This is a genomic window from Gluconobacter roseus NBRC 3990 (genome assembly GCF_006538885.1).
GTDB lineage: Bacteria > Pseudomonadota > Alphaproteobacteria > Acetobacterales > Acetobacteraceae > Gluconobacter > Gluconobacter roseus.
On the sequence record NZ_BJLY01000001.1, the window covers coordinates 727,449 to 744,856 of the forward strand.

21 protein-coding genes and 2 tRNA genes are annotated in these 17,408 nt (G+C 62.2%); 15 read left to right on the forward strand and 8 right to left on the reverse strand.

Going from position 1 to position 17,408, the window contains the following annotated elements; genetic code table 11:
• Positions 1 to 15: 15 nt before the first annotated feature.
• The 3 genes from GRO01_RS03160 to GRO01_RS03170 form a co-directional block, all read right to left on the reverse strand.
• Positions 16 to 92: transfer RNA gene (locus GRO01_RS03160), tRNA-Arg, on the reverse strand.
• A gap of 35 nt (positions 93 to 127) precedes the next feature.
• Positions 128 to 204, reverse strand: a tRNA-Arg gene (locus GRO01_RS03165).
• Positions 205 to 265: 61 nt separating this feature from the next.
• A complete protein-coding gene (locus GRO01_RS03170; protein ID WP_062509334.1) occupies positions 266 to 643 on the reverse strand; it encodes a hypothetical protein in 378 nt (125 codons plus the stop codon).
• Between the two features lie 96 nt (positions 644 to 739).
• Here GRO01_RS03170 and guaA point away from each other — a divergent pair, with 96 nt between their 5' ends.
• Positions 740 to 2,341, forward strand: a complete 1,602-nt coding sequence (guaA, locus tag GRO01_RS03175) for a glutamine-hydrolyzing GMP synthase (protein WP_062509428.1) — start codon at positions 740 to 742, stop codon at positions 2,339 to 2,341.
• A 149-nt stretch (positions 2,342 to 2,490) separates the two neighbouring features.
• Positions 2,491 to 2,889: a hypothetical protein gene (locus GRO01_RS03180; RefSeq protein WP_062509426.1), complete on the forward strand. Its 399-nt coding sequence runs from the start codon at positions 2,491 to 2,493 to the stop codon at positions 2,887 to 2,889.
• 101 nt (positions 2,890 to 2,990) lie between these two features.
• Here GRO01_RS03180 and GRO01_RS03185 read toward each other — a convergent pair whose 3' ends face one another.
• Together GRO01_RS03185 and GRO01_RS03190 are read right to left on the reverse strand one after the other, a co-directional pair.
• Positions 2,991 to 3,437, reverse strand: coding sequence for a CHRD domain-containing protein (locus GRO01_RS03185; RefSeq protein WP_062509332.1), 447 nt, complete (start codon positions 3,435 to 3,437; stop codon positions 2,991 to 2,993).
• Between the two features lie 42 nt (positions 3,438 to 3,479).
• Positions 3,480 to 4,052 carry an HNH endonuclease gene (locus GRO01_RS03190; RefSeq protein ID WP_034953612.1) on the reverse strand — a complete coding sequence of 191 codons (573 nt, stop codon included), beginning with the start codon at positions 4,050 to 4,052 and terminating at the stop codon, positions 3,480 to 3,482.
• Between the two features lie 143 nt (positions 4,053 to 4,195).
• On the opposite strand from GRO01_RS03190, the gene gluQRS reads away from it, so the two are divergent.
• Complete coding sequence (gene gluQRS, locus GRO01_RS03195; RefSeq protein WP_062509331.1) at positions 4,196 to 5,059, forward strand: tRNA glutamyl-Q(34) synthetase GluQRS; 864 nt, start codon at positions 4,196 to 4,198, stop codon at positions 5,057 to 5,059.
• On the opposite strand, the gene GRO01_RS13700 is transcribed toward gluQRS, so the two are convergent.
• Both GRO01_RS13700 and argH read right to left on the reverse strand, forming a co-directional pair.
• Complete coding sequence (locus GRO01_RS13700) at positions 5,044 to 5,175, reverse strand: hypothetical protein (RefSeq protein WP_264787776.1); 132 nt, start codon at positions 5,173 to 5,175, stop codon at positions 5,044 to 5,046. The two genes, gluQRS and GRO01_RS13700, sit on opposite strands and share 16 nt — an antisense overlap.
• Positions 5,172 to 6,617 carry an argininosuccinate lyase gene (gene argH, locus GRO01_RS03200; RefSeq protein WP_141306761.1) on the reverse strand — a complete coding sequence of 482 codons (1,446 nt, stop codon included), beginning with the start codon at positions 6,615 to 6,617 and terminating at the stop codon, positions 5,172 to 5,174. Before argH ends, GRO01_RS13700 begins: the two co-directional genes overlap by 4 nt.
• A 15-nt stretch (positions 6,618 to 6,632) precedes the next feature.
• Here argH and GRO01_RS03205 point away from each other — a divergent pair, with 15 nt between their 5' ends.
• From GRO01_RS03205 to GRO01_RS03260, 12 genes are read left to right on the forward strand one after another with little or no spacing between them, the layout of a single operon-like run.
• Entirely contained in the window at positions 6,633 to 7,238 is a 606-nt protein-coding gene (locus tag GRO01_RS03205; RefSeq protein ID WP_062509328.1) for a TlpA family protein disulfide reductase, read from the forward strand.
• Positions 7,239 to 7,285: 47 nt separating this feature from the next.
• Positions 7,286 to 7,816 (forward strand): TlpA disulfide reductase family protein, encoded by a 531-nt coding sequence (locus tag GRO01_RS03210; protein WP_062509326.1) that lies wholly within the window; start codon positions 7,286 to 7,288, stop codon positions 7,814 to 7,816.
• 33 nt (positions 7,817 to 7,849) lie between these two features.
• The gene (locus GRO01_RS03215) at positions 7,850 to 8,494 is read left to right on the forward strand and encodes a TlpA disulfide reductase family protein (RefSeq protein ID WP_062509424.1); all 645 of its coding nucleotides are present in this window, start codon (positions 7,850 to 7,852) and stop codon (positions 8,492 to 8,494) included.
• 18 nt (positions 8,495 to 8,512) lie between these two features.
• Positions 8,513 to 9,289, forward strand: a complete 777-nt coding sequence (locus tag GRO01_RS03220; RefSeq protein WP_062509324.1) for an N-formylglutamate amidohydrolase — start codon at positions 8,513 to 8,515, stop codon at positions 9,287 to 9,289.
• The gene (locus GRO01_RS03225) at positions 9,286 to 10,125 is read left to right on the forward strand and encodes a shikimate dehydrogenase (protein WP_062509321.1); all 840 of its coding nucleotides are present in this window, start codon (positions 9,286 to 9,288) and stop codon (positions 10,123 to 10,125) included. The genes GRO01_RS03220 and GRO01_RS03225 overlap by 4 nt, the downstream gene beginning before the upstream one ends.
• Positions 10,122 to 10,727, forward strand: coding sequence for a dephospho-CoA kinase (gene coaE / locus GRO01_RS03230; RefSeq protein ID WP_062509320.1), 606 nt, complete (start codon positions 10,122 to 10,124; stop codon positions 10,725 to 10,727). The genes GRO01_RS03225 and coaE overlap by 4 nt, the downstream gene beginning before the upstream one ends.
• Entirely contained in the window at positions 10,724 to 11,410 is a 687-nt protein-coding gene (gene dnaQ, locus GRO01_RS03235; protein WP_062509318.1) for a DNA polymerase III subunit epsilon, read from the forward strand. Before coaE ends, dnaQ begins: the two co-directional genes overlap by 4 nt.
• A complete protein-coding gene (locus GRO01_RS03240) occupies positions 11,410 to 12,330 on the forward strand; it encodes a glycosyltransferase family 9 protein (protein ID WP_062509422.1) in 921 nt (306 codons plus the stop codon). The genes dnaQ and GRO01_RS03240 overlap by 1 nt, the downstream gene beginning before the upstream one ends.
• Positions 12,331 to 12,366: 36 nt before the next feature.
• Entirely contained in the window at positions 12,367 to 13,416 is a 1,050-nt protein-coding gene (locus tag GRO01_RS03245; protein ID WP_062509316.1) for a glycosyltransferase, read from the forward strand.
• On the forward strand, positions 13,416 to 15,176 hold the full coding sequence (asnB, locus tag GRO01_RS03250) for an asparagine synthase (glutamine-hydrolyzing) (RefSeq protein WP_062509420.1): 1,761 nt from the start codon (positions 13,416 to 13,418) through the stop codon (positions 15,174 to 15,176). Before GRO01_RS03245 ends, asnB begins: the two co-directional genes overlap by 1 nt.
• Before the next feature lie 49 nt (positions 15,177 to 15,225).
• Positions 15,226 to 16,545: a dihydroorotase gene (locus GRO01_RS03255; RefSeq protein ID WP_062509314.1), complete on the forward strand. Its 1,320-nt coding sequence runs from the start codon at positions 15,226 to 15,228 to the stop codon at positions 16,543 to 16,545.
• A 45-nt stretch (positions 16,546 to 16,590) separates the two neighbouring features.
• Entirely contained in the window at positions 16,591 to 16,986 is a 396-nt protein-coding gene (locus GRO01_RS03260) for a hypothetical protein (protein ID WP_062509312.1), read from the forward strand.
• A 47-nt stretch (positions 16,987 to 17,033) separates the two neighbouring features.
• Here the strand turns inward: GRO01_RS03260 and GRO01_RS03265 are convergent, their stop codons facing one another.
• Positions 17,034 to 17,336, reverse strand: a complete 303-nt coding sequence (locus GRO01_RS03265; protein ID WP_062509310.1) for a hypothetical protein — start codon at positions 17,334 to 17,336, stop codon at positions 17,034 to 17,036.
• Positions 17,337 to 17,408 lie beyond the last annotated feature (72 nt).

The window sequence follows — 17,408 nt, forward strand, 5'->3', positions numbered from 1 at the left end:
GAGGGGAAAGCAATGTGGTGCACCCGAAAGGACTTGAACCTCTAACCCCCAGATTCGTAGTCTGGTGCTCTATCCAGTTGAGCTACGGGTGCGGACACATTGTAGAAGTCTTACCGAAAAGGAAGACTGGTGCACCCGAAAGGACTTGAACCTCTAACCCCCAGATTCGTAGTCTGGTGCTCTATCCAGTTGAGCTACGGGTGCGCTGTGAGGCGGGGTTTTACAGAGGCTTAACTGACCTGACAACCCCGCTTTGGAAAAAATTTCAGTTTCGCGTCATGGTGATATGCGCGCGGCAGGATGGGGAGCCGAAAATACCGCCAATGGCCTGTCCGACAGGGTAGCCGTTGAAGACGACAGCGGTGTTGTGGTGGTTCATGTCCGTCATCGCGAGTTCGGCATGATAGTGATGATTCCCGGGCGTATAGATTCCGTGCAGGACCTGTGAGCCGTCAGCCGGTGTAAAAAGAATTTCCTTGTCGCGGATGCGGAGCGTTGAGGGTCGCTCGGTCGGGCAGGTACCCTGATCGGCAACGAGTGCGCCAACCCATGAGCCGGTTGGATCATTGCCGGGGTCCGGAGTTCCGGCACAGGCCGCAAGCAGAGCCGTGGCGGAGAGGGCGAAAAGTGCTGGCAGGCGCATGTTGGTCCTGTTCCTTGTTGCAGAATGGATGACGCAGACGACACAACACCTTATAGGAGAGCCTCAAAAGGCACCATGAAACCGGAACGCGAGGCCATGACATTGACCCAGCAGGACGCCAGCACCGTCGAAAAGCTCGACGAAACCCTTCACGAAGACCGTATCCTTATTCTGGATTTCGGCAGCCAGGTGACGCAGCTTATTGCGCGCCGCGTCCGCGAAAGCGGCGTTTACTGCGAGATCTGGCCATTCACGGCAACGGAAGAGAAGATCCGCGCATTCAATCCGCGCGGCATCATCCTGTCCGGCAGCCCGGCCAGTGTGCATGACGAAAATGCGCCGCCGATTCCGGATGTGGTCTTCGCGCTGAACCGCCCAGTGCTGGGGATCTGTTATGGCCAGCAGGCGATGTGCCAGATGCTGGGCGGCAAGGTCGAGAGCCACGAACACCGTGAATTCGGTCGCGCCTATATCGATATTGCCGAGGACTGCTCGCTGTTCCGGGGCGTCTGGGCGCGCGGCAAGCGTGAGCAGGTCTGGATGAGCCATGGCGACCGCGTCACGCAGCTTCCGCCGGGCTTCCGCGCCGTTGCCCATTCCGAAGGGGCTCCGTTCGCGATCATCGCGGATGAGGGGCGACGTTTGTATGGCGTGCAGTTCCATCCGGAAGTTGTGCACACGCCGCATGGTGCTGCGCTGATCCGCAACTTCACGCACAACGTTGCGGGTTGCAGCGGAACCTGGACGATGGCTGGTTTCCGCGATCTGGAAATCGCCCGCATCCGCAAGCAGGTCGGTTCGGGGCGTGTGATCTGCGGTCTGTCGGGTGGTGTTGACAGCTCTGTTGCGGCCAAGCTGATCCATGATGCGATCGGCGATCAGCTGACCTGCATTTTCGTCGATCCGGGCATCATGCGTACGGGTGAGGCGGATGAGGTCGTCAAGACGTTCCGCGGCCGCTTCAATATCCGTCTTGTCCATCGTGACGCCTCCGAGCTGTTCCTGAAGGAACTGGCTGGCGTGACGGACCCCGAGGTCAAGCGCAAGACGATTGGCCGTCTGTTTATCGAGGTCTTCGAGGAAGAGGCTGCTAAGCTGGGCGGCGCGCAGTTCCTGGCTCAGGGCACGCTGTATCCGGACGTGATCGAAAGCGTGAGCTTCTCGGGTGGCCCGTCCGTGACCATCAAGTCCCACCATAATGTCGGCGGTCTGCCGGACCGCATGAACATGGAACTGGTCGAGCCGCTGCGTGAGCTGTTTAAGGACGAGGTCCGTATGCTTGGCCGTGAGCTGGGTATTCCGGAGAGCATCGTCGGGCGGCATCCGTTCCCAGGCCCCGGGCTGGCGATCCGTATTCCGGGAGACGTTACCAAGGAGAAGCTGGATCTGCTGCGCAAGGTGGATGCGATCTATCTTGAAGAAATCCGCCGCGCCGGTCTGTATGATGCGATCTGGCAGGCTTTCGCGGTTCTGCTTCCGGTGCGCACGGTCGGCGTCATGGGCGATGGCCGGACCTACGATCAGGCCTGCGCCCTGCGCGCCGTGACCAGCACGGATGGTATGACGGCGGAAGTCTATCCGTTCGACTTCGCATTCCTGAACCGCGTGGCCGGGCGTATCGTCAACGAGGTCCGCGGCATTAACCGCGTGACTTACGATATTACGTCCAAGCCGCCGGGCACGATTGAGTGGGAATGATCCTGCATTCAATCGGTCGGTAGAAACTTTTGGGAACCCCGCAGCTATGCGGGGTTTTTCTTTGCCGTGATTTCCGAAGGGAGATGTCGGACTTGTCCGGATCTTTTGGGAGTGACAGTGTGAAATCTTTCAAAACAAGGATGATCCTGATGTCGATCCGGTTTCTTTCTTTTTCCGCTTCGTTGCTCGTGGCGGGTGTGGTGCTTATGCCGACGGCCATGGCGGCTGATACTGCCGAGAAACCCTGTGAGACCGATCTTTGCCGCAGTGTGCGTCAGTCCTGGGCCTCGGTCCGTCATGGGACGTCCGATGCGGCTGACTGGACGAAAAAGCAGAGCGTGAAGGGCTGGGATGCCACGAAGAATGGTGTTTCCCATGCTGCGCACTGGACGGGCCGGGAGAGTGAAAAGGGCTGGAAAGCGACCAAGAACGGCACGAAGGAGGCGGTTCACGATACGGGCGTCTGGACGAAGAAAACCGCTCATGACCTTGATCCGGGGACCTCGGACAAGGTGCCTGACGCTAAAACTGATGCGGCCGGTCAGTAAGAATATCTGTTCCGAGGTGAGAGCTTCATCTCAACCCTAGTTACGAAAAAGGCCTGTCCCTTGTGGGGCAGGCCTTTTTTGTATGCGCCTAAAAAAGACGCTTATTCCATGTGATGCTTGTGGCCGGTCATTTCGGTCGTGAGCTGGGCGCGGGCTTCTCCGTCCGGATATTTCTCCGTGTGGAGGTTAATGTAGGTCTGTCCGGCCTGGACTTCCTTGACCTGATCGGGCGTGAGCTGGAGCGTGCCGGTCATGCGGGTCGTGTAAGGGCCGTTGATTGGGGCGAGGACACCGGCGTCCTGACCGTCCGGGGCCGGGCCATGCAGATGGGCTGCCGTTACGGGCCCGGACAAGCCGTTATCTTCGAAACGGTAGGTCAGGGTGTTCTTGGTGGTATCCAGCATTGCGGATGCCGAGCCCTTGATGGGGGCGGTTGCACCATGTTCGCCCTTAAACGGGCCGAAGAGATGCAACGTTTCCGCGGAAGCGGGCAGGGCGGTCACCGACAGGCCGAGGGCCAGTGTCGTCAGCAGAAGTCCAGTACGCATGGAAGTCTATCCTTGCAGAAGTTGGACTGACTGAACGTGTGCTCAGGTTTCGAGTTCGGTATTCCAGTACAGATAATCGCGCCAGCTTTCGTGAAGATAGTGTGGCGGGAAGGTGCGCCCGTTTTCCTGAAGGAGGCGGCTGCTGGGCTGAACGGGTTTGCGGTGCGGGTGCATGCCCAGTTCGCTTGGCAGTTTTGAGCCCTTGAGAAGGTTGCAGGGGCTGCAGGCGGTGACGACGTTTTCCCAGGTTGTACGGCCTCCGCGGGCGCGGGGAATGACGTGATCGAAGGTCAGTTCATGCGTGGGCAATCGGTCATGGCAGTACTGACACGAAAAATTGTCCCGCAGGAAGACATTGAAACGGGTGAAGGCCGGCTTGCGGGCTGTCGGAATATAGTCTTTCAGCGCGATGACGCTGGGCAGGCGCATGCTCTGGCTGGGGGAGTGGACGACGGCGTCTTCATATTCGGAGAGGACCGAGACGCGGTCGAGGAAGACGGCCTTGACGGCTTCCTGCCAGGACCAGAGCGAGAGCGGGAAATAGGACAGCGGACGGAAATCCGCGTTCAGGACAAGAGCCGGAAAATGCTGACCGCTGACGGACACCACACGCATCCTTTCTGCAAGGACGACACATGCGGGGGTTACGGCGCCGAATGAAAAGGGACAAACAGCGGGAAAACACGTGTCGTCGGCTTCTTTGAGAAAACTATTCCAGTAAACTGCGCAGACCGCAAGCAAACGCTGGTGACACATTCATGACGCCTCCTGCCACGACACGATTTGCGCCGAGTCCCACGGGATTCCTGCATCTGGGGCATGTGGTCTCGGGGCTGTATTCGCGGATCATGGCCGGAAAGGCTGGAAAGTTTCTGATTCGTATCGAGGATATTGATACGACGCGCTGTACGCCGGAACTGACACAGGCTTTGCGTGAAGATCTGGACTGGCTTGGGCTGTATTCAGCTGGGCCGGTCCGGCAGCAGTCGGAGCATCTGAGGGAGTATCATGCCGTGCTGGGCAATCTGCGGGAGCGGGGGCTGCTCTATCCGTGTTTCTGCACGCGACGGGAGATTGCCGAGGCTGCGACGCAGGTCGCGCCGGATGGGAGCCTTGTTTATCCGGGGACGTGTCGGCACGGCGTGGCACGGGAAGGGCAGGAGCGTGATCCGGTCTGGCGGTTGGATATGGGTCGGGCGCTGGATGTGTTGCAGGACGTGCCAGGCTGGAATGAGGTCGGGCACGGGCGCGTTGCCGGGAAGGCCGATGCGTTCGGCGATATCGTTCTGGCGCGGCGGGATACAGGTGTGTCATATCATCTGTGCGTCACGCATGACGATGCGCTTGAGGGCGTGACGACCGTGACGCGCGGGCGGGATCTGTATGAGGCGACGTCAGTCCAGCGTGTGTTGCAGGACCTGATGGGATGGCCGGAACCGGATTATGCGCATCATGCGCTCATTCTGGATGCGGACGGACACAAGCTGTCCAAGCGGGATGGCGCGGAAGGGGTACGGGTTCTGCGGCAGGCGGGCTGGACGGCTCAGCAGGTGCGGGAGCATCCGCTGGTACGGCAGGCTCTGGAGGCGAGCCTGCCGACAGGAGCTTATTCCGGCGGGTAAGTGCCGGGATAGGTGATGTCCTGCGAGGGGCCCGGGGCGTGCGGGGCGCCTTTTTTGCCGCAGGCGGTCAGGCCGAGGGCCATGACTGCCATGCTGACGAGCAGCAGTGATCTCATGCGGTTTCTCCAAGTTTGGCGAGCCATGCTTCGGCCTGATGCTTCACATTGGCCGGGGCAGTGCCGCCTTCGCTGGTACGGGATGCCAGAGACGCCTCGACAGTCAGGACATCGAAAACGCCGGCGTTAATCTGCGGTTCGACGGACTGCATCTCTTCGAGCGACAGATCGGCCAGATCGCAGCCTTTCTGTTCCGCCATGCCGACCAGACGTCCGGTGACGTGATGGGCAGTGCGGAAGGGAACGCGCAGTTCGCGGACCAGCCAGTCGGCGAGGTCCGTGGCGGTGGAGAAGCCCATGCCCGCGACTTCGCGCATCCGGGTCGTGTTGGCTTTTAGGTCCCGGATCATGCCGTCCATGGCGGCCAGCGAGAGCGTCATGGCTTCGGTGGCGTCGAAGACGGGTTCCTTGTCTTCCTGCGTGTCCTTGGCATAGGCGAGGGGCAGGCCCTTCATGACTGTCAGCAGGCCCACGAAATCGCCCATGATGCGGCCGATCTTGGCACGGACGAGCTCGGCGGCGTCCGGATTGCGCTTCTGCGGCATGATGGACGAGCCGGTCGTAAAAGCATCCGACAGCGTGATGAAGCCGAAGGGGGCGGAGGCCCACATCACGATTTCCTCGGCCAGGCGTGACAGGTGCATGGCCTGAAGCGACAGGGCGGAGAGGAATTCGAGCGCGAAGTCACGGTCCGAGACGGCGTCGAGCGAATTGGCGGTCGGGCGGTCGAAGTCCAGTGCCGAGGCCGTCATGCGGCGGTCGATCGGGAAAGACGTTCCGGCAAGAGCGGCCGAGCCGAGCGGACATTCGTTCAGACGGGCACGGGCATCGCGCAGGCGGCCGCGGTCCCGCGACAGCATCTCGACATAGGCCAGAAGGTGGTGACCGAACGTGACCGGCTGGGCGACCTGAAGATGGGTGAAGCCCGGCATCGGCGTTGCGGCATGTTCCAGCGCACGGGTGGCGAGGGAGCGCATCAGGGAGGCGGTCTGCTCCTGCAGGCCGTCGATGGCGTCGCGGACCCAGAGGCGGAAATCCGTGGCGACCTGATCGTTGCGCGAGCGCGCCGTGTGCAGGCGCTTGCCGGCTTCGCCAATCCGCTCGGACAGGCGGGCCTCGATGTTCATGTGGATGTCTTCGAGGGCCGGGGAGAACTTGAAGCGGCCTTCGCCGATTTCCTGTGCAATGTCACCCAGACCCTGACGGATCTCGGCCAGTTCGGTCTCGGTCAGCAGGCCGACTTTCTGGAGCATGGCGGCATGGGCGAGGGAGCCGCGGATGTCCTGTCGCCAGAGGATCTTGTCAAATCCGATGGAGGCGTTGATCTCGCCCATGATGGCGGCAGGACCCGAAGCAAAGCGGCCACCCCATTGCGGATTGGCGGCTGTGCCTTCAAAGGATGTAGCGGCATCTGATTGTGTGTCGACAGGAGCGTTTTTCATGGGAACCGTAAACAGATGATTCGGAAGCAGATCGACCGGCGAACCCTTCTTGGAAGAGCCGCCAGCCTAGCCGCGGCGGCTTCCCTCTGCAATTGCGGGCTGGGAAATGTCGCCCGCGCTGCTGAGACGGAAGGCGCGCATCCGATGCTCCCCTCGCTCACGCCCGGTGCGCCGAAGCTTGAGCCCGTGAACTTCCAGCTTGCAGGGCCGGGTGGGACGTCGCTTGCCTTGTCCACGATGCGGGGGCGGCCGTTTATCCTGCATCTTTGGGCAACATGGTGCCCGCCATGCAGGCTCGAATTGCCCGCGCTGAATGCGTTTCTTGAAAAAACTGGTGCGGCCGTTCCTGTGATCCCGGTGGCCGTGGCCAGTCCGCTGCCGAAGGTCATGATGTTTCTGGCGCAGGGCAATCTGCCGCATATTGCGCCGTGGACGCTTGGGCAGCATGAATTTTCCCAATGGTTCACTTCCGGCGAGCCGAGCCTGCCCACGACCTGCGTGATTGATGCGCAGGGCCGTCTGCGGGCCAGCGTTGAAGGGGAAATGGCCTGGAATGCGCCGGATGCTCAGGCCGCGCTGGAGAAAATTCTGTCCGGCCTTCAGGCGTCCAAACCTGCGTGAGTAGGCGCCCGGTCAGTCGACGGACTGTTTTCTGGGGAACGGCGGGAATGGCTGTTCTTGTGGGCGTTGGCGCGTCGCGGCTGGCAGGTCTGGTCGTAAGGCATGGCGCCCCGATTTCCAGTCTGGTTCCAGGGCGGCCGACACTGACTCCGGTAGAGTTCAGTCTGATCGGGCCCGACGGGACGCAAACGTCGCTGCTCTCTCGTCGCGGGACGCCTTTTCTACTGCATGTCTGGGCGACGTGGTGTCCGCCCTGTCGGCATGAACTGCCGGCCTTGGCAGCGTTCATGCGGGCATGGGGAGCGGATTGTCCGGTCGTTCCGGTGGCGGTTTCCAGTGGGTCTCCGGCGGCGGTTAAGGCGTTTCTGAGCGAAAATGACGTTGCCGGACTGCCTGTCTGGACCGTGGATGAGCGTGATCTGAAGGCATGGGGTGGGCAGGAGGAACTTGCCATACCTGTAACGATTCTGATTGATGGAGCAGGCCGCGTTCGGGCATCGGTTGCTGGGGCTGTGGACTGGGGGGCTCCGGATGCGGCTGCTGCCCTGCACAAGATTGTTGCCGGAATGCGCGGCTGAGCTCTGCTGCCGATGAAAGAATGGACTTCCAACATGAGTTTTCCCCTGACGCGTCGTCATCTTCTGGGCGGGGCCGGAGCCCTTCTGGTTTCGGGGCGGGCCATCGCGGCAGCCGAGAAGGAAGAGGATGGCAAGGGGCTGGCATTTGAGCCGAACTCTTTTGGCAAACTGGCCACGCCAAAGGTTCTGCCGTCGCTGAGCGTGCAGAACGAGCAGGGGCAGGACGTGCCGCTGTCGCACTGGTACGGCAAGCCGTTCATCCTCCATTTCTGGGCAACCTGGTGCCCGCCCTGCATCCGGGAACTGCCCTCCGTGAATGCGACGGCCAAGACTCTGGGGGCGGATGGACCGCAGATCGTGGCCGTGGCTGTGCGTGGCAGTACGGTTCCGAAAGTCCGGGCGTTCTATGACGCGCACGGGATCGATGCCCTGCCGCTGCTGGTTGATCCGGTCTCGGGCGTGATGATGGAGACTGCGGATCAGGCGGCTTTAGTGCAGTCCGTTCGGCAGGTTCGCCCGGATGACCTTAAGGAACTGACGCCGGATATCATGTCCCTTCACGGCGTGCCGCGTTCGCTGATCCTGAACGGAAAAGGCGAGGTCGTGGCAGAGTCCATCGGGAACATGGACTGGTCTGCGGACGCTGTGAGGCATACTGTGCAGGCTCTGGCTGGATAGTAAGAGTGTGAAGTCCTGATGTCTGCTCCCCTTCTTGGCGCCCATGATCCGGCGCCCTTCCTTCTTTTTCCTGAAAAGACGCCGTCCCCGTTCGTGTTCGTGAGCGACCACGCCGGGCGGGCGGTTCCGGATGCGCTGGGAGACATGGGGGTGCAGTCCGAGGACTGGGAACGGCATATCGCCTGGGATATCGGCATTGTGGGCGTGGGGCGCATCCTGCACGAGAAGCTGGGTTCGGCGCTGATCGAGCAGGTCTATTCCAGGCTTGTGATTGACTGTAATCGCGCGCCGGGCCATCCGACCTCCATGCCGCTCATGAGTGACGGAACGCCTGTGCCGGCCAATCAGGCAGCGCAGGCTACGTGCCGGGCGAGGCGGGAGCAGGAAATCCTGCATCCCTATCACGATGCGATTGCCGAGGTTCTGGTGGAGCGCGGGCCGCGCCCGACCGCGCTGATCGCGCTGCACAGCTTCACACCGCAGATGAACGGGCAGGATCGCCCCTGGCAGATCGGGATTTTGCATAATCAGGACAGCCGCATGGCAGCCATTGCGCTGGATCTGCTGCGTGAGGATACGAGCCTGTGTGTCGGGGATAATGAGCCCTACGTTCTGACCGATACGTCCGACTATACGGTGCCGCGCCACGCCGAGGCAGCAGGGTTGCCTTATCTTGAAATCGAGATCCGGCAGGATCTGATCGTCGAAAAGGCCGGGCAGCGGGACTGGGCCGAGCGTCTGGTGGTACTTCTGCCAAAAGTCTGGGAGAGACTGACGGAAGGAGCGGGCGCATGATTGACGGGCATACGAAACTCGCGGGCGTCATGGGATGGCCAGTGGAGCATTCCCGTTCTCCGCTGATGCACAATCACTGGTGCCGGGTGAATGGTGTGAACGGGGCTTATGTTCCGCTGCCGACGCGCCCGGAAGGGTTCGATCAGGCGTTGCGCGGATTGGCGGCTGCCGGTTTTCAGGGGGTGAATGTCACCATTCCGCACAAGGAAGCGGCGATGCTGGCCTGTGATGAACTCACTCCGACTGCAAAGCGGGCAGGCGCAGTGAACACCATCTGTTTCGTGGCAGGACGGATCATCGGTGACTGCACGGATGGTACGGGGTTCTGCGACAATCTGAGTGCGCATGACGTGGCGATTGCCGGTCGTGCCATGGTTCTGGGGGCGGGTGGTGCGGCGCGGGCCGTGGCGGCAGCGCTTCTGGACCGGGGCTGCGAGGTCGTGATTGCCAATCGGACCCTGGAACGGGCGGAAGCACTGGTTGAGGCACTCGGCGGCGGTGAGGCCGTGGCCTGGTACGAATGGCCGTTGCTGCTTTCGGGCTGTTCGCTGCTGGTGAATGCTACTTCGATGGGCATGGGCGGCAAGGCTGGTCTGGACTGGGATGCGGCTCTTCGTGAAGCCGCACCGGGGCTGTGCGTGACGGATATTGTCTATACGCCGCGCGAGACGCCGCTTCTGCTGGCGGCTCAGGCGCGCGGGCTGCGAACCGTGGATGGTCTGGGGATGCTGGTTCATCAGGCGCGGGCCGGGTTTCGGGCATGGTTTGGCGTTGATCCGCAGGCCGACCGGACGACGTTCGATCTGCTGGCGGCGAGCCTGCGCACTGACGCGTGAAGATTATTGGTCTGACCGGGGGTATGGCGGCCGGGAAAAGTACGGTCGCCACGCTTTTCCGCAGGGAGGGCGTGCCGGTTTTTGATGCGGATGCGTGTGTCCGTGCTCTTCAGGGCGAACGGGGGAAAGCCCTGCCGCTGATCGGGCATGCATTTCCCGGAACCGTGGTTGAGGGGCGTCTGGATCGCGCGGCGCTTCGTGAGGCTGTGCGGGGGCGGCTCGAGGCGCTGAAGCGTCTGGAAGCCATCATGCATCCGCTGGTGCGCGTCGAGCGTGAGCGGTTTCTGAAGCAGTGTCGGGCGCGGCAGGAACCGTTCTGCGTGCTGGATATTCCGCTGCTCATGGAAATCGGCGAGGACCGCCGCTGTGATGTTGTGGTGGTGGCTGAAGCTCCGATGGGCACGCGCCTGTCCCGCATCCGGCAGCGCGGTCGTAGTGGGGGGCGTATGAGCGTGGCGGATGCCAAAGGATTACTGGCGCGCCAGATGAGCGACCATGAGCGCAGACGCCGGGCCGACATCGTGATACGAACCGGCCTGTCGCGTGGGCAGGCCGTCAGGCAGGTCCATGCCCTGTTGCACCGGCTTCGTGAGGCGTCATGAAACGATCCATCCTGTTCGATACGGAAACCACGGGCTTCGATCCGGATATGGGCGACCGCATCATCGAGATCGCGGCCCTCGAACTGATCGACGATCTGCCAACGGGGGAGGCCTATCACGTCCTGATCCATCCCGAGCGCGATATTCCGGCCGAGGCGACCAAGGTGCACGGGTTCCGGATCGAGGATCTGGAAGGAAAGCCGATATTTTCCGAGGTTGCGGACGGGTTTCTGGAGTTCATCGGGGGCAGTCCGATGATCGCGCATAATGCCCGGTTCGATTTCAAATTCGTCAATGCCGAGTTGAAGGCCTGCGGTCGCGAGCCGCTCGATTACGCCAGCCGGGCCATCGACACGGTGGAAATGGCGCGGAAGAAATATCCCGGTCTGCCCGCCAGTCTTGATGCGCTGTGCCGGCGCTTTGGCATCGATCTGTCGCAGCGTGGCACCCATAACGCGCTGCTGGACTGCAAGCTTCTGGCTGAGGTCTATGTTGAACTGATGGGCGGGCGTCAGCGCGGGCTGGGGCTGGCAGGGCGGTCCCGCAGTCGCAGCATGACGGACGGGATCAATGCGCTCGCCAACCGCAAGCCGCGCAAAATGGCGCCGCCGACTGCGGAAGAGCTTCAGGCGCATGAGGCGTTCGTCAGCACCATCAAGGATGCGGTCTGGCTTCGCGAATGATGCGGATCCTGTTCATCACGTCCAACCGCCTGGGCGATGCGGTTATTTCCACCGGTGTGCTGGAGGCGTTGCAGAAGCGTTATCCGGCGGCGATGTTCACGGTGGTCTGTGGTCCGGTGGCGGCGGGGCTTTTCGAGGCTGATCCGCGTTGCGAGCGCATCATCACCATGGAAAAGCGCCGACATGACCGGCACTGGATTGACCTGTGGCGCGCCTGCTGCCGGACGCGCTGGTTCATGGTCGTGGATCTGCGCGGTTCGCTGATCGGACTGACATTGCGGGCGCGCCGTCGGATCATCGTGCGTGGCGGGCGCCGTCCGGGTCGGCGGGTTGAGCAGCTTGGAGAGGCACTCGGATATCGCAGGACGCCCATGCCGCGTGTCTGGATCTCGGAAGCGCAGCGGGCGGAGGCTGTTGCGGCCTTGCCCGAGGGACGCTGGCTGGCGCTGGGGCCGACGGCGAACTGGGACGGGAAAATCTGGCCGCCCGAGCGGTTTGTGGAACTGGCGCAGGCGCTAAGGGCGGAAAATCTGCGTCCCGTCGTGTTTTATGGCCCCGGTGAGGGAGAGCGCACACGGGCGGAGTCGGTGCTGAAGGCATTGCCAGAGGCTCTGGACCTTGGCGGCGACAGATCGCTGGGTGAGGTGGCTGCACTTCTTCAGCGCTGTACGCTGTTCGTGGGGAATGATTCCGGACTGATGCATCTGGCTGCTGCTGCAGGGACGCCGACGCTGGGTCTGTTCGGGCCGTCGCGAGCCTCGGAATATGCGCCGGCCGGGCGGCTTGCGCGGTTCGTGGAGGCGCCAGGGCCGGAGGGTCATGCGCCCATCGAAGGCTTAGGTGTTGCAGCTGTGCTGAAGGCCGCGAAAGAAATCCTGCGTGAAAAAGACGTATGTGTTCCGGACAGGCGTTCGGACTGACTTGATGCCCTGTCGGTCATGGCCGATAGAAGAAAGATGAAGTCTGCATCGTCCAATGGATACCGGGGTCGTGTGGCCCATGTGATGGCTGGGGCTCCCAGGGGCGGCGCGGAGCTGTTCTTCGAGCGTCTGACAATGGCCCAGACGCGGGATGGACGTCCTGTTCAGGCGCTGATCCGGCAGGATGAAGGCCGGGTTGCACGGCTTGAGGAAGCGGGCGTCGAGACGCAATCTTTCCGGTTTGGCGGGCTGCTGGATCTGCGGACCACGCCGGGGCTGCGGCGCAGTCTCAAAGCGTTCAGGCCGGATGTGGTCGTTGCGTGGATGAGTCGGGCTGCACGGCTGGTGCCGTCCGGGCCGTGGCAGATCGCCGGGCGTCTGGGCGGGTATTACGATCTGTCAAATTATCGCCGCTGCGATCACCTGATCGGCAATACGCGCGGCCTGGCAGACTGGATGCGGGCGCAGGGCTGGGCGGCCGACCGCGTACATCATCTGCCCAATTTCGCGACGGATTTTTCGTCCGTAACCCCACAGCGGCCCGCGTTCCTGCCGCCGGACGTACCGTTTGCCCTTGCTCTGGGGCGCCTGCATGAAAACAAGGCCTTCGATGTGCTGATCCGGGCAATGAAGCATCTGCCGGGCGTGCATCTGGTGATTGCGGGCGAGGGGCCGGAGCGTTCTGCACTTGAGGCACTGGCAAAGGCGGAAAATGTTGCGGATCGGGTCCATCTTCCCGGCTGGATCGCGCAGAGTGGGCCCTGGTTGCGGGCGTGTGATGTTCTGGTCTGCCCCTCCCGGATCGAGCCGCTGGGCAATGTCGTGATCGAGGCATTGTCGGCCGGGGTGCCGGTCGTGGCGAGCAATATTCAGGGGCCGCAGGAAATCCTCGAAGGGACGCAGGACGGTCTGCTGGCCGAGGTCGAGAACGAGCGCGATCTTGCGGCGCAGATCGGCAGTGTTCTGGACGATGAGACTGTGGCGCAAAACCTTTCCGTAAACGGGCGTGCGCGGTTCGAGCGGGAATTTGCCCAGGACGTTGTCATGGCGCGATGGTCGGCTTTTCTGGACGGAGTGCGGGCCTGATGTGTGGAATTGCGGGTCTGTCCTGCCTGCCGGGGCATCATCCGGATCAGGATGCGCTGGAGCGGATGTCACAGGCCATTTTCCACCGTGGGCCGGATGGGGAAGGGCGGCTGGACCTGGGTGGTGCGGCGTTGCGTCACCGTCGGCTGTCTATTGTTGATATCGCCGGGGGAGCACAGCCGTTCAGGCTTGGCGCGGCGGCTTTGATTGCAAACGGGGAAATCTATAACGATCCGGCCATTCGCAGGCGCTTTCCCAAAACCTGTTTTCAGACCCATAGCGACTGCGAACCGCCTTTGCATCTGTGGCTGCATGATGGTGCGGGCTACACGCATGAACTGCGGGGCATGTATGCCATTGCGATCGTCGAGAACGAGCATGGGCGGCATGAAATGGTGCTGTCGCGTGATCCGTTCGGCATCAAGCCGCTTTATATCGCGGCCTATGAGGGCGGCATCGCGTTTGCGTCCGAACCGCAGGCGCTGCTGGCAGGCGGTTTTGGCAAGCGCAGCATCCGGGATGGCGCGCGCGATGAACTGATGCAGCTTCAGTTCACGACGGGACAGGACATCATTTTCGACGGCATTCGCCGGCTTTTGCCTGGTGAGACGCTGCGGATCGTCGATGGGCGAATCGTGGAATCGCGTCGGCGGCATGTTCTGCATGAAGCGCGGGATACGGTTCCGGCCCGTCTGAGCGACGAGCAGGCGCTGGCGCGGCTAAATACGGCATTGCTCGACAGCGTGTCGGCGCATCTGCGGGCGGATGTGCCGCTCGGGCTGTTCCTGTCCGGCGGGATCGACAGTTCGGTCATTCTGGCGGCGGCGCATCGTCTGGGGCTGCCGCATCCGCGGACCTGGACGGCGCGTTTTGATGCCGGGGCTGCGGATGAGTCCGCTGATGCTGCCGCGCTGGTGGCGTCTGTCGGGGCAGAGCATCACGTCCTGACCGTAACGGAAGACATGGTCTGGCGTGATCTGCCGTCCATCGTGGCGTGCATGGATGATCCTGCCGCCGATTATGCTGTCATCCCGACATGGTTTCTGGCGCGTGAGGCGCGGAAAGACGTCACCGTTATTCTCAGCGGTGAAGGCGGGGACGAGCTTTTTGCAGGCTATGGCCGCTATCGGCGCGTCATGAAGCCTTGGTGGAAGGGCGGGCGTGCGCCGTACCGGTCCGGGACGTTCGGCAAGCGTTTTGCAGAGCACGGGCGGCAGTGGCGGTGCGGGATTGCAATGACGGAACTGGCCCTTGGGGTCTCCGGACTGGAAGGCGCTCAGGCGCTGGATATTGCGGAATGGCTGCCCAACGATTTGTTGCTCAAGCTGGACCGGTGCCTCATGGCGCATTCGGTCGAGGGGCGTACGCCGCTGCTGGACCCGGTAGTAGCCAAGGCGATCTGGCCGCTGCCGGAGCACTTCAAGGTGCGGGATGGTTACGGAAAGTGGCTTTTGCGGCGCTGGCTTCAGGATGCGCTGCCGCAGGCGCGTCCATTTGCGCCGAAGCAGGGCTTTACCGTGCCGGTCGGGCCGTGGATTGAAAAACAGGCGCAGCGCCTTGGGCCTCTGGTCGCGCGTCAGCCCTGTATCCGGGCCATGATGCCGGGGCCGGATGTGGAGCGTCTTTTCGCCCGGGCCAGTCAGCGCGGTGTGGCGCGTCAGGCCTGGACGCTGCTGTTTTTCGCGCTGTGGCATCGTCATCATATCGAAGGGGTTCCCGTGGACGGGGATACGTTCGAAACTCTCTCGCGCGCTTCATGAGCGGAACGATTTTGGACCTGAGTGTCTTACTGATTTGCAAGGACGGAACATGCATTACGATCTGATCATCCGCGGCGGAATCTGCGTTTTTCCCTGGGGCGAGGCGAAAGCGGATATCGGCGTACGCAACGGGAAAGTGGTGTCGCTGTCTGTCGGATCGGCGGATGAGGCGGACCGGGTGATCGATGCGCGTGGCCTGCATGTTCTGCCCGGGCTGATTGACGCGCATGTTCATCTGCGCGATCCGGGCAAGCCCGAGGTCGAGACGCTGGAGACCGGGACGCGGGCTGCGGCGCTGGGCGGTATCGCTACGGTTTTCGACATGCCCAACACGTCCCCGAGTGTGACGGATGTGACGATGATCGACTGGAAGCGCGATCATATCCGCAAGACGGCGCATGTGGATGTCGGCATCTATGTGGGCGCGACGCGGGAGAACACACCGGATCTGGCAATGCTCGAGCAGCAGCCGGGTGTGTGTGCGGTGAAGGTGTTTGCCGGCTCGTCCACGGGCAATCTGATGATCGAGGACGATGCCGGGCTCGAAGCAGTCATGCGGTCCGGGCATCGTCGCGTGGCCTATCATTCGGAGGACGAATATCGTCTTCAGGCTCGCAAGCCGATGTTCCATGAAGGCCAGCCTTACGAAACGCATAGCGTCTGGCGGGATGTGGAATGTGCGTTCTTAGGCACAAGGCGCATCATGGCTCTGGCGCGCAAGACCAACCGTCCGGCGCATATCCTGCATGTCTCGACTGCTGAGGAACTGGACTATCTGGCGGATTACCGCGACATTTCCACCGTCGAGGTTCTGGTGAACCATCTCACGCAGGTGGCGCCGGAATGTTACGAAAAGCTCGGTGGTCTGGCCGTCATGAATCCGCCTCTGCGCGACCGGTCGCACTGGGAAGCAAGCTGGCAGGCCGTGCGGGATGGCCGGGTGGACGTGGTTTCGTCCGATCATGCGCCGCATCCCCTTGAGGCCAAGCGGCTTCCCTGGCCGAAATGCCCGGCTGGTCTGACGGGGACGCAGACGATCGTGCCAGTCATGCTCGATCATGTGAATGCGGGACGTCTGTCGCTGGCGCGTCTGGTGGATCTGATGGCGGCAGGGCCGGCACGGGTTTACGGATTGCAGACAAAGGGGCGCATGGCTGTCGGATTCGATGCCGATTTCACGCTCGTGGACATGAAGGCCGAGCGCGAGATCACCAATGACTGGATCGTCACGCCGGCGGGTTGGACGCCGTTTGACGGAACGCGTGTGACGGGTTGGCCCATGGCGACGATCGTTCGTGGGGCGGTCGTGATGCAGGACAATGAGGTTTCCGGTGGGCCGACCGGTGAGCCTGCCAAATTTGCGCCTTGATCTGGGCGTAGGGCGCGCAACGCTTCGAACAGGAAAGGGAGCTGTATGAGACGTTGCGTTGTCGCCATCCGTAAGGCGGCGCTGTTTGGTCTGGTTTTTGCAGGGATCGCCGGAGCCGGGTCGGCCAGTGCAGCCGAGGCGGCATGGACTGCTTCAAAATGTGGTGCCGAGCCGCAGGCACCTGCGGTGAAGGCTGCGACGGTCGCGCAGTATAACGAAAGCGTGGATCGCGTGACGGCTTATGAAAAAGCAGCCCGCGTTTACAATGCGTGTGTTGCGGCTCAGGCCAACCGGGAAGAAACGGCCATCAGCCAGGAGGCGAGTGCGCGGATTTCCCATGTCCATGCGGGAAGCGCGGCTGTGCAGTCCCATATTGCAGCGTCGTTCCAGACGCTGTCTGCCAATCTGGCGGCTGCGGGACGCAAACTCGGCCATCACTGAGCAGTCAGCGCCTGCAGGCTGTATCCTCATGGTACGGCCTGTGATCTTTACTGGCCCATGCGCTCCTGATTCTGGGCTGGGGTCAGGGTTGTCGGGCCACCATAGGTCTGTCGGGCGACGTTGGGCATGAGGTCGGGGCGGGCCCAGCAGGTCGTGCCCTCGAAACTTGTTGTGCAATACGGCTGGGGCGGGGGTGGCCCGACCGGCCGGGCGCAGAAACTTTCATCATCGTACAGATAGGCCGTGTTGCAGTCCTTGCCCGTGATGGCGGACGCGATGCGGTCCGGCGCGCAGCCTTCAAGCGCGCAGAACACCAGGGGAAGCAGCAGGAGCGGGACGGGCTTTTTCATGGCGTCCAGAATGCTTCCCGAGCTGTTAAGGAAGTCTGAATGTCGGCCGGTTTTTCTGTGGCTGTACTGTTT

What these genes read in the sequence shown, in the direction of transcription:
- GRO01_RS03170 (WP_062509334.1), bottom strand. Translation starts at nt 643, where the DNA reads ATGCGCCTGCCAGCACTTTTCGCCCTCTCCGCCACGGCTCTGCTTGCG.
- guaA (WP_062509428.1), top strand. Translation starts at nt 740, where the DNA reads ATGACATTGACCCAGCAGGACGCCAGCACCGTCGAAAAGCTCGACGAA.
- GRO01_RS03180 (WP_062509426.1), top strand. Translation starts at nt 2,491, where the DNA reads ATGTCGATCCGGTTTCTTTCTTTTTCCGCTTCGTTGCTCGTGGCGGGT.
- GRO01_RS03185 (WP_062509332.1), bottom strand. Translation starts at nt 3,437, where the DNA reads ATGCGTACTGGACTTCTGCTGACGACACTGGCCCTCGGCCTGTCGGTG.
- GRO01_RS03190 (WP_034953612.1), bottom strand. Translation starts at nt 4,052, where the DNA reads ATGCGTGTGGTGTCCGTCAGCGGTCAGCATTTTCCGGCTCTTGTCCTG.
- gluQRS (WP_062509331.1), top strand. Translation starts at nt 4,196, where the DNA reads ATGACGCCTCCTGCCACGACACGATTTGCGCCGAGTCCCACGGGATTC.
- GRO01_RS13700 (WP_264787776.1), bottom strand. Translation starts at nt 5,175, where the DNA reads ATGAGATCACTGCTGCTCGTCAGCATGGCAGTCATGGCCCTCGGCCTG.
- argH (WP_141306761.1), bottom strand. Translation starts at nt 6,617, where the DNA reads ATGAAAAACGCTCCTGTCGACACACAATCAGATGCCGCTACATCCTTT.
- GRO01_RS03205 (WP_062509328.1), top strand. Translation starts at nt 6,633, where the DNA reads ATGATTCGGAAGCAGATCGACCGGCGAACCCTTCTTGGAAGAGCCGCC.
- GRO01_RS03210 (WP_062509326.1), top strand. Translation starts at nt 7,286, where the DNA reads ATGGCTGTTCTTGTGGGCGTTGGCGCGTCGCGGCTGGCAGGTCTGGTC.
- GRO01_RS03215 (WP_062509424.1), top strand. Translation starts at nt 7,850, where the DNA reads ATGAGTTTTCCCCTGACGCGTCGTCATCTTCTGGGCGGGGCCGGAGCC.
- GRO01_RS03220 (WP_062509324.1), top strand. Translation starts at nt 8,513, where the DNA reads ATGTCTGCTCCCCTTCTTGGCGCCCATGATCCGGCGCCCTTCCTTCTT.
- GRO01_RS03225 (WP_062509321.1), top strand. Translation starts at nt 9,286, where the DNA reads ATGATTGACGGGCATACGAAACTCGCGGGCGTCATGGGATGGCCAGTG.
- dnaQ (WP_062509318.1), top strand. Translation starts at nt 10,724, where the DNA reads ATGAAACGATCCATCCTGTTCGATACGGAAACCACGGGCTTCGATCCG.
- GRO01_RS03240 (WP_062509422.1), top strand. Translation starts at nt 11,410, where the DNA reads ATGCGGATCCTGTTCATCACGTCCAACCGCCTGGGCGATGCGGTTATT.
- GRO01_RS03245 (WP_062509316.1), top strand. Translation starts at nt 12,367, where the DNA reads ATGAAGTCTGCATCGTCCAATGGATACCGGGGTCGTGTGGCCCATGTG.
- asnB (WP_062509420.1), top strand. Translation starts at nt 13,416, where the DNA reads ATGTGTGGAATTGCGGGTCTGTCCTGCCTGCCGGGGCATCATCCGGAT.
- GRO01_RS03255 (WP_062509314.1), top strand. Translation starts at nt 15,226, where the DNA reads ATGCATTACGATCTGATCATCCGCGGCGGAATCTGCGTTTTTCCCTGG.
- GRO01_RS03260 (WP_062509312.1), top strand. Translation starts at nt 16,591, where the DNA reads ATGAGACGTTGCGTTGTCGCCATCCGTAAGGCGGCGCTGTTTGGTCTG.
- GRO01_RS03265 (WP_062509310.1), bottom strand. Translation starts at nt 17,336, where the DNA reads ATGAAAAAGCCCGTCCCGCTCCTGCTGCTTCCCCTGGTGTTCTGCGCG.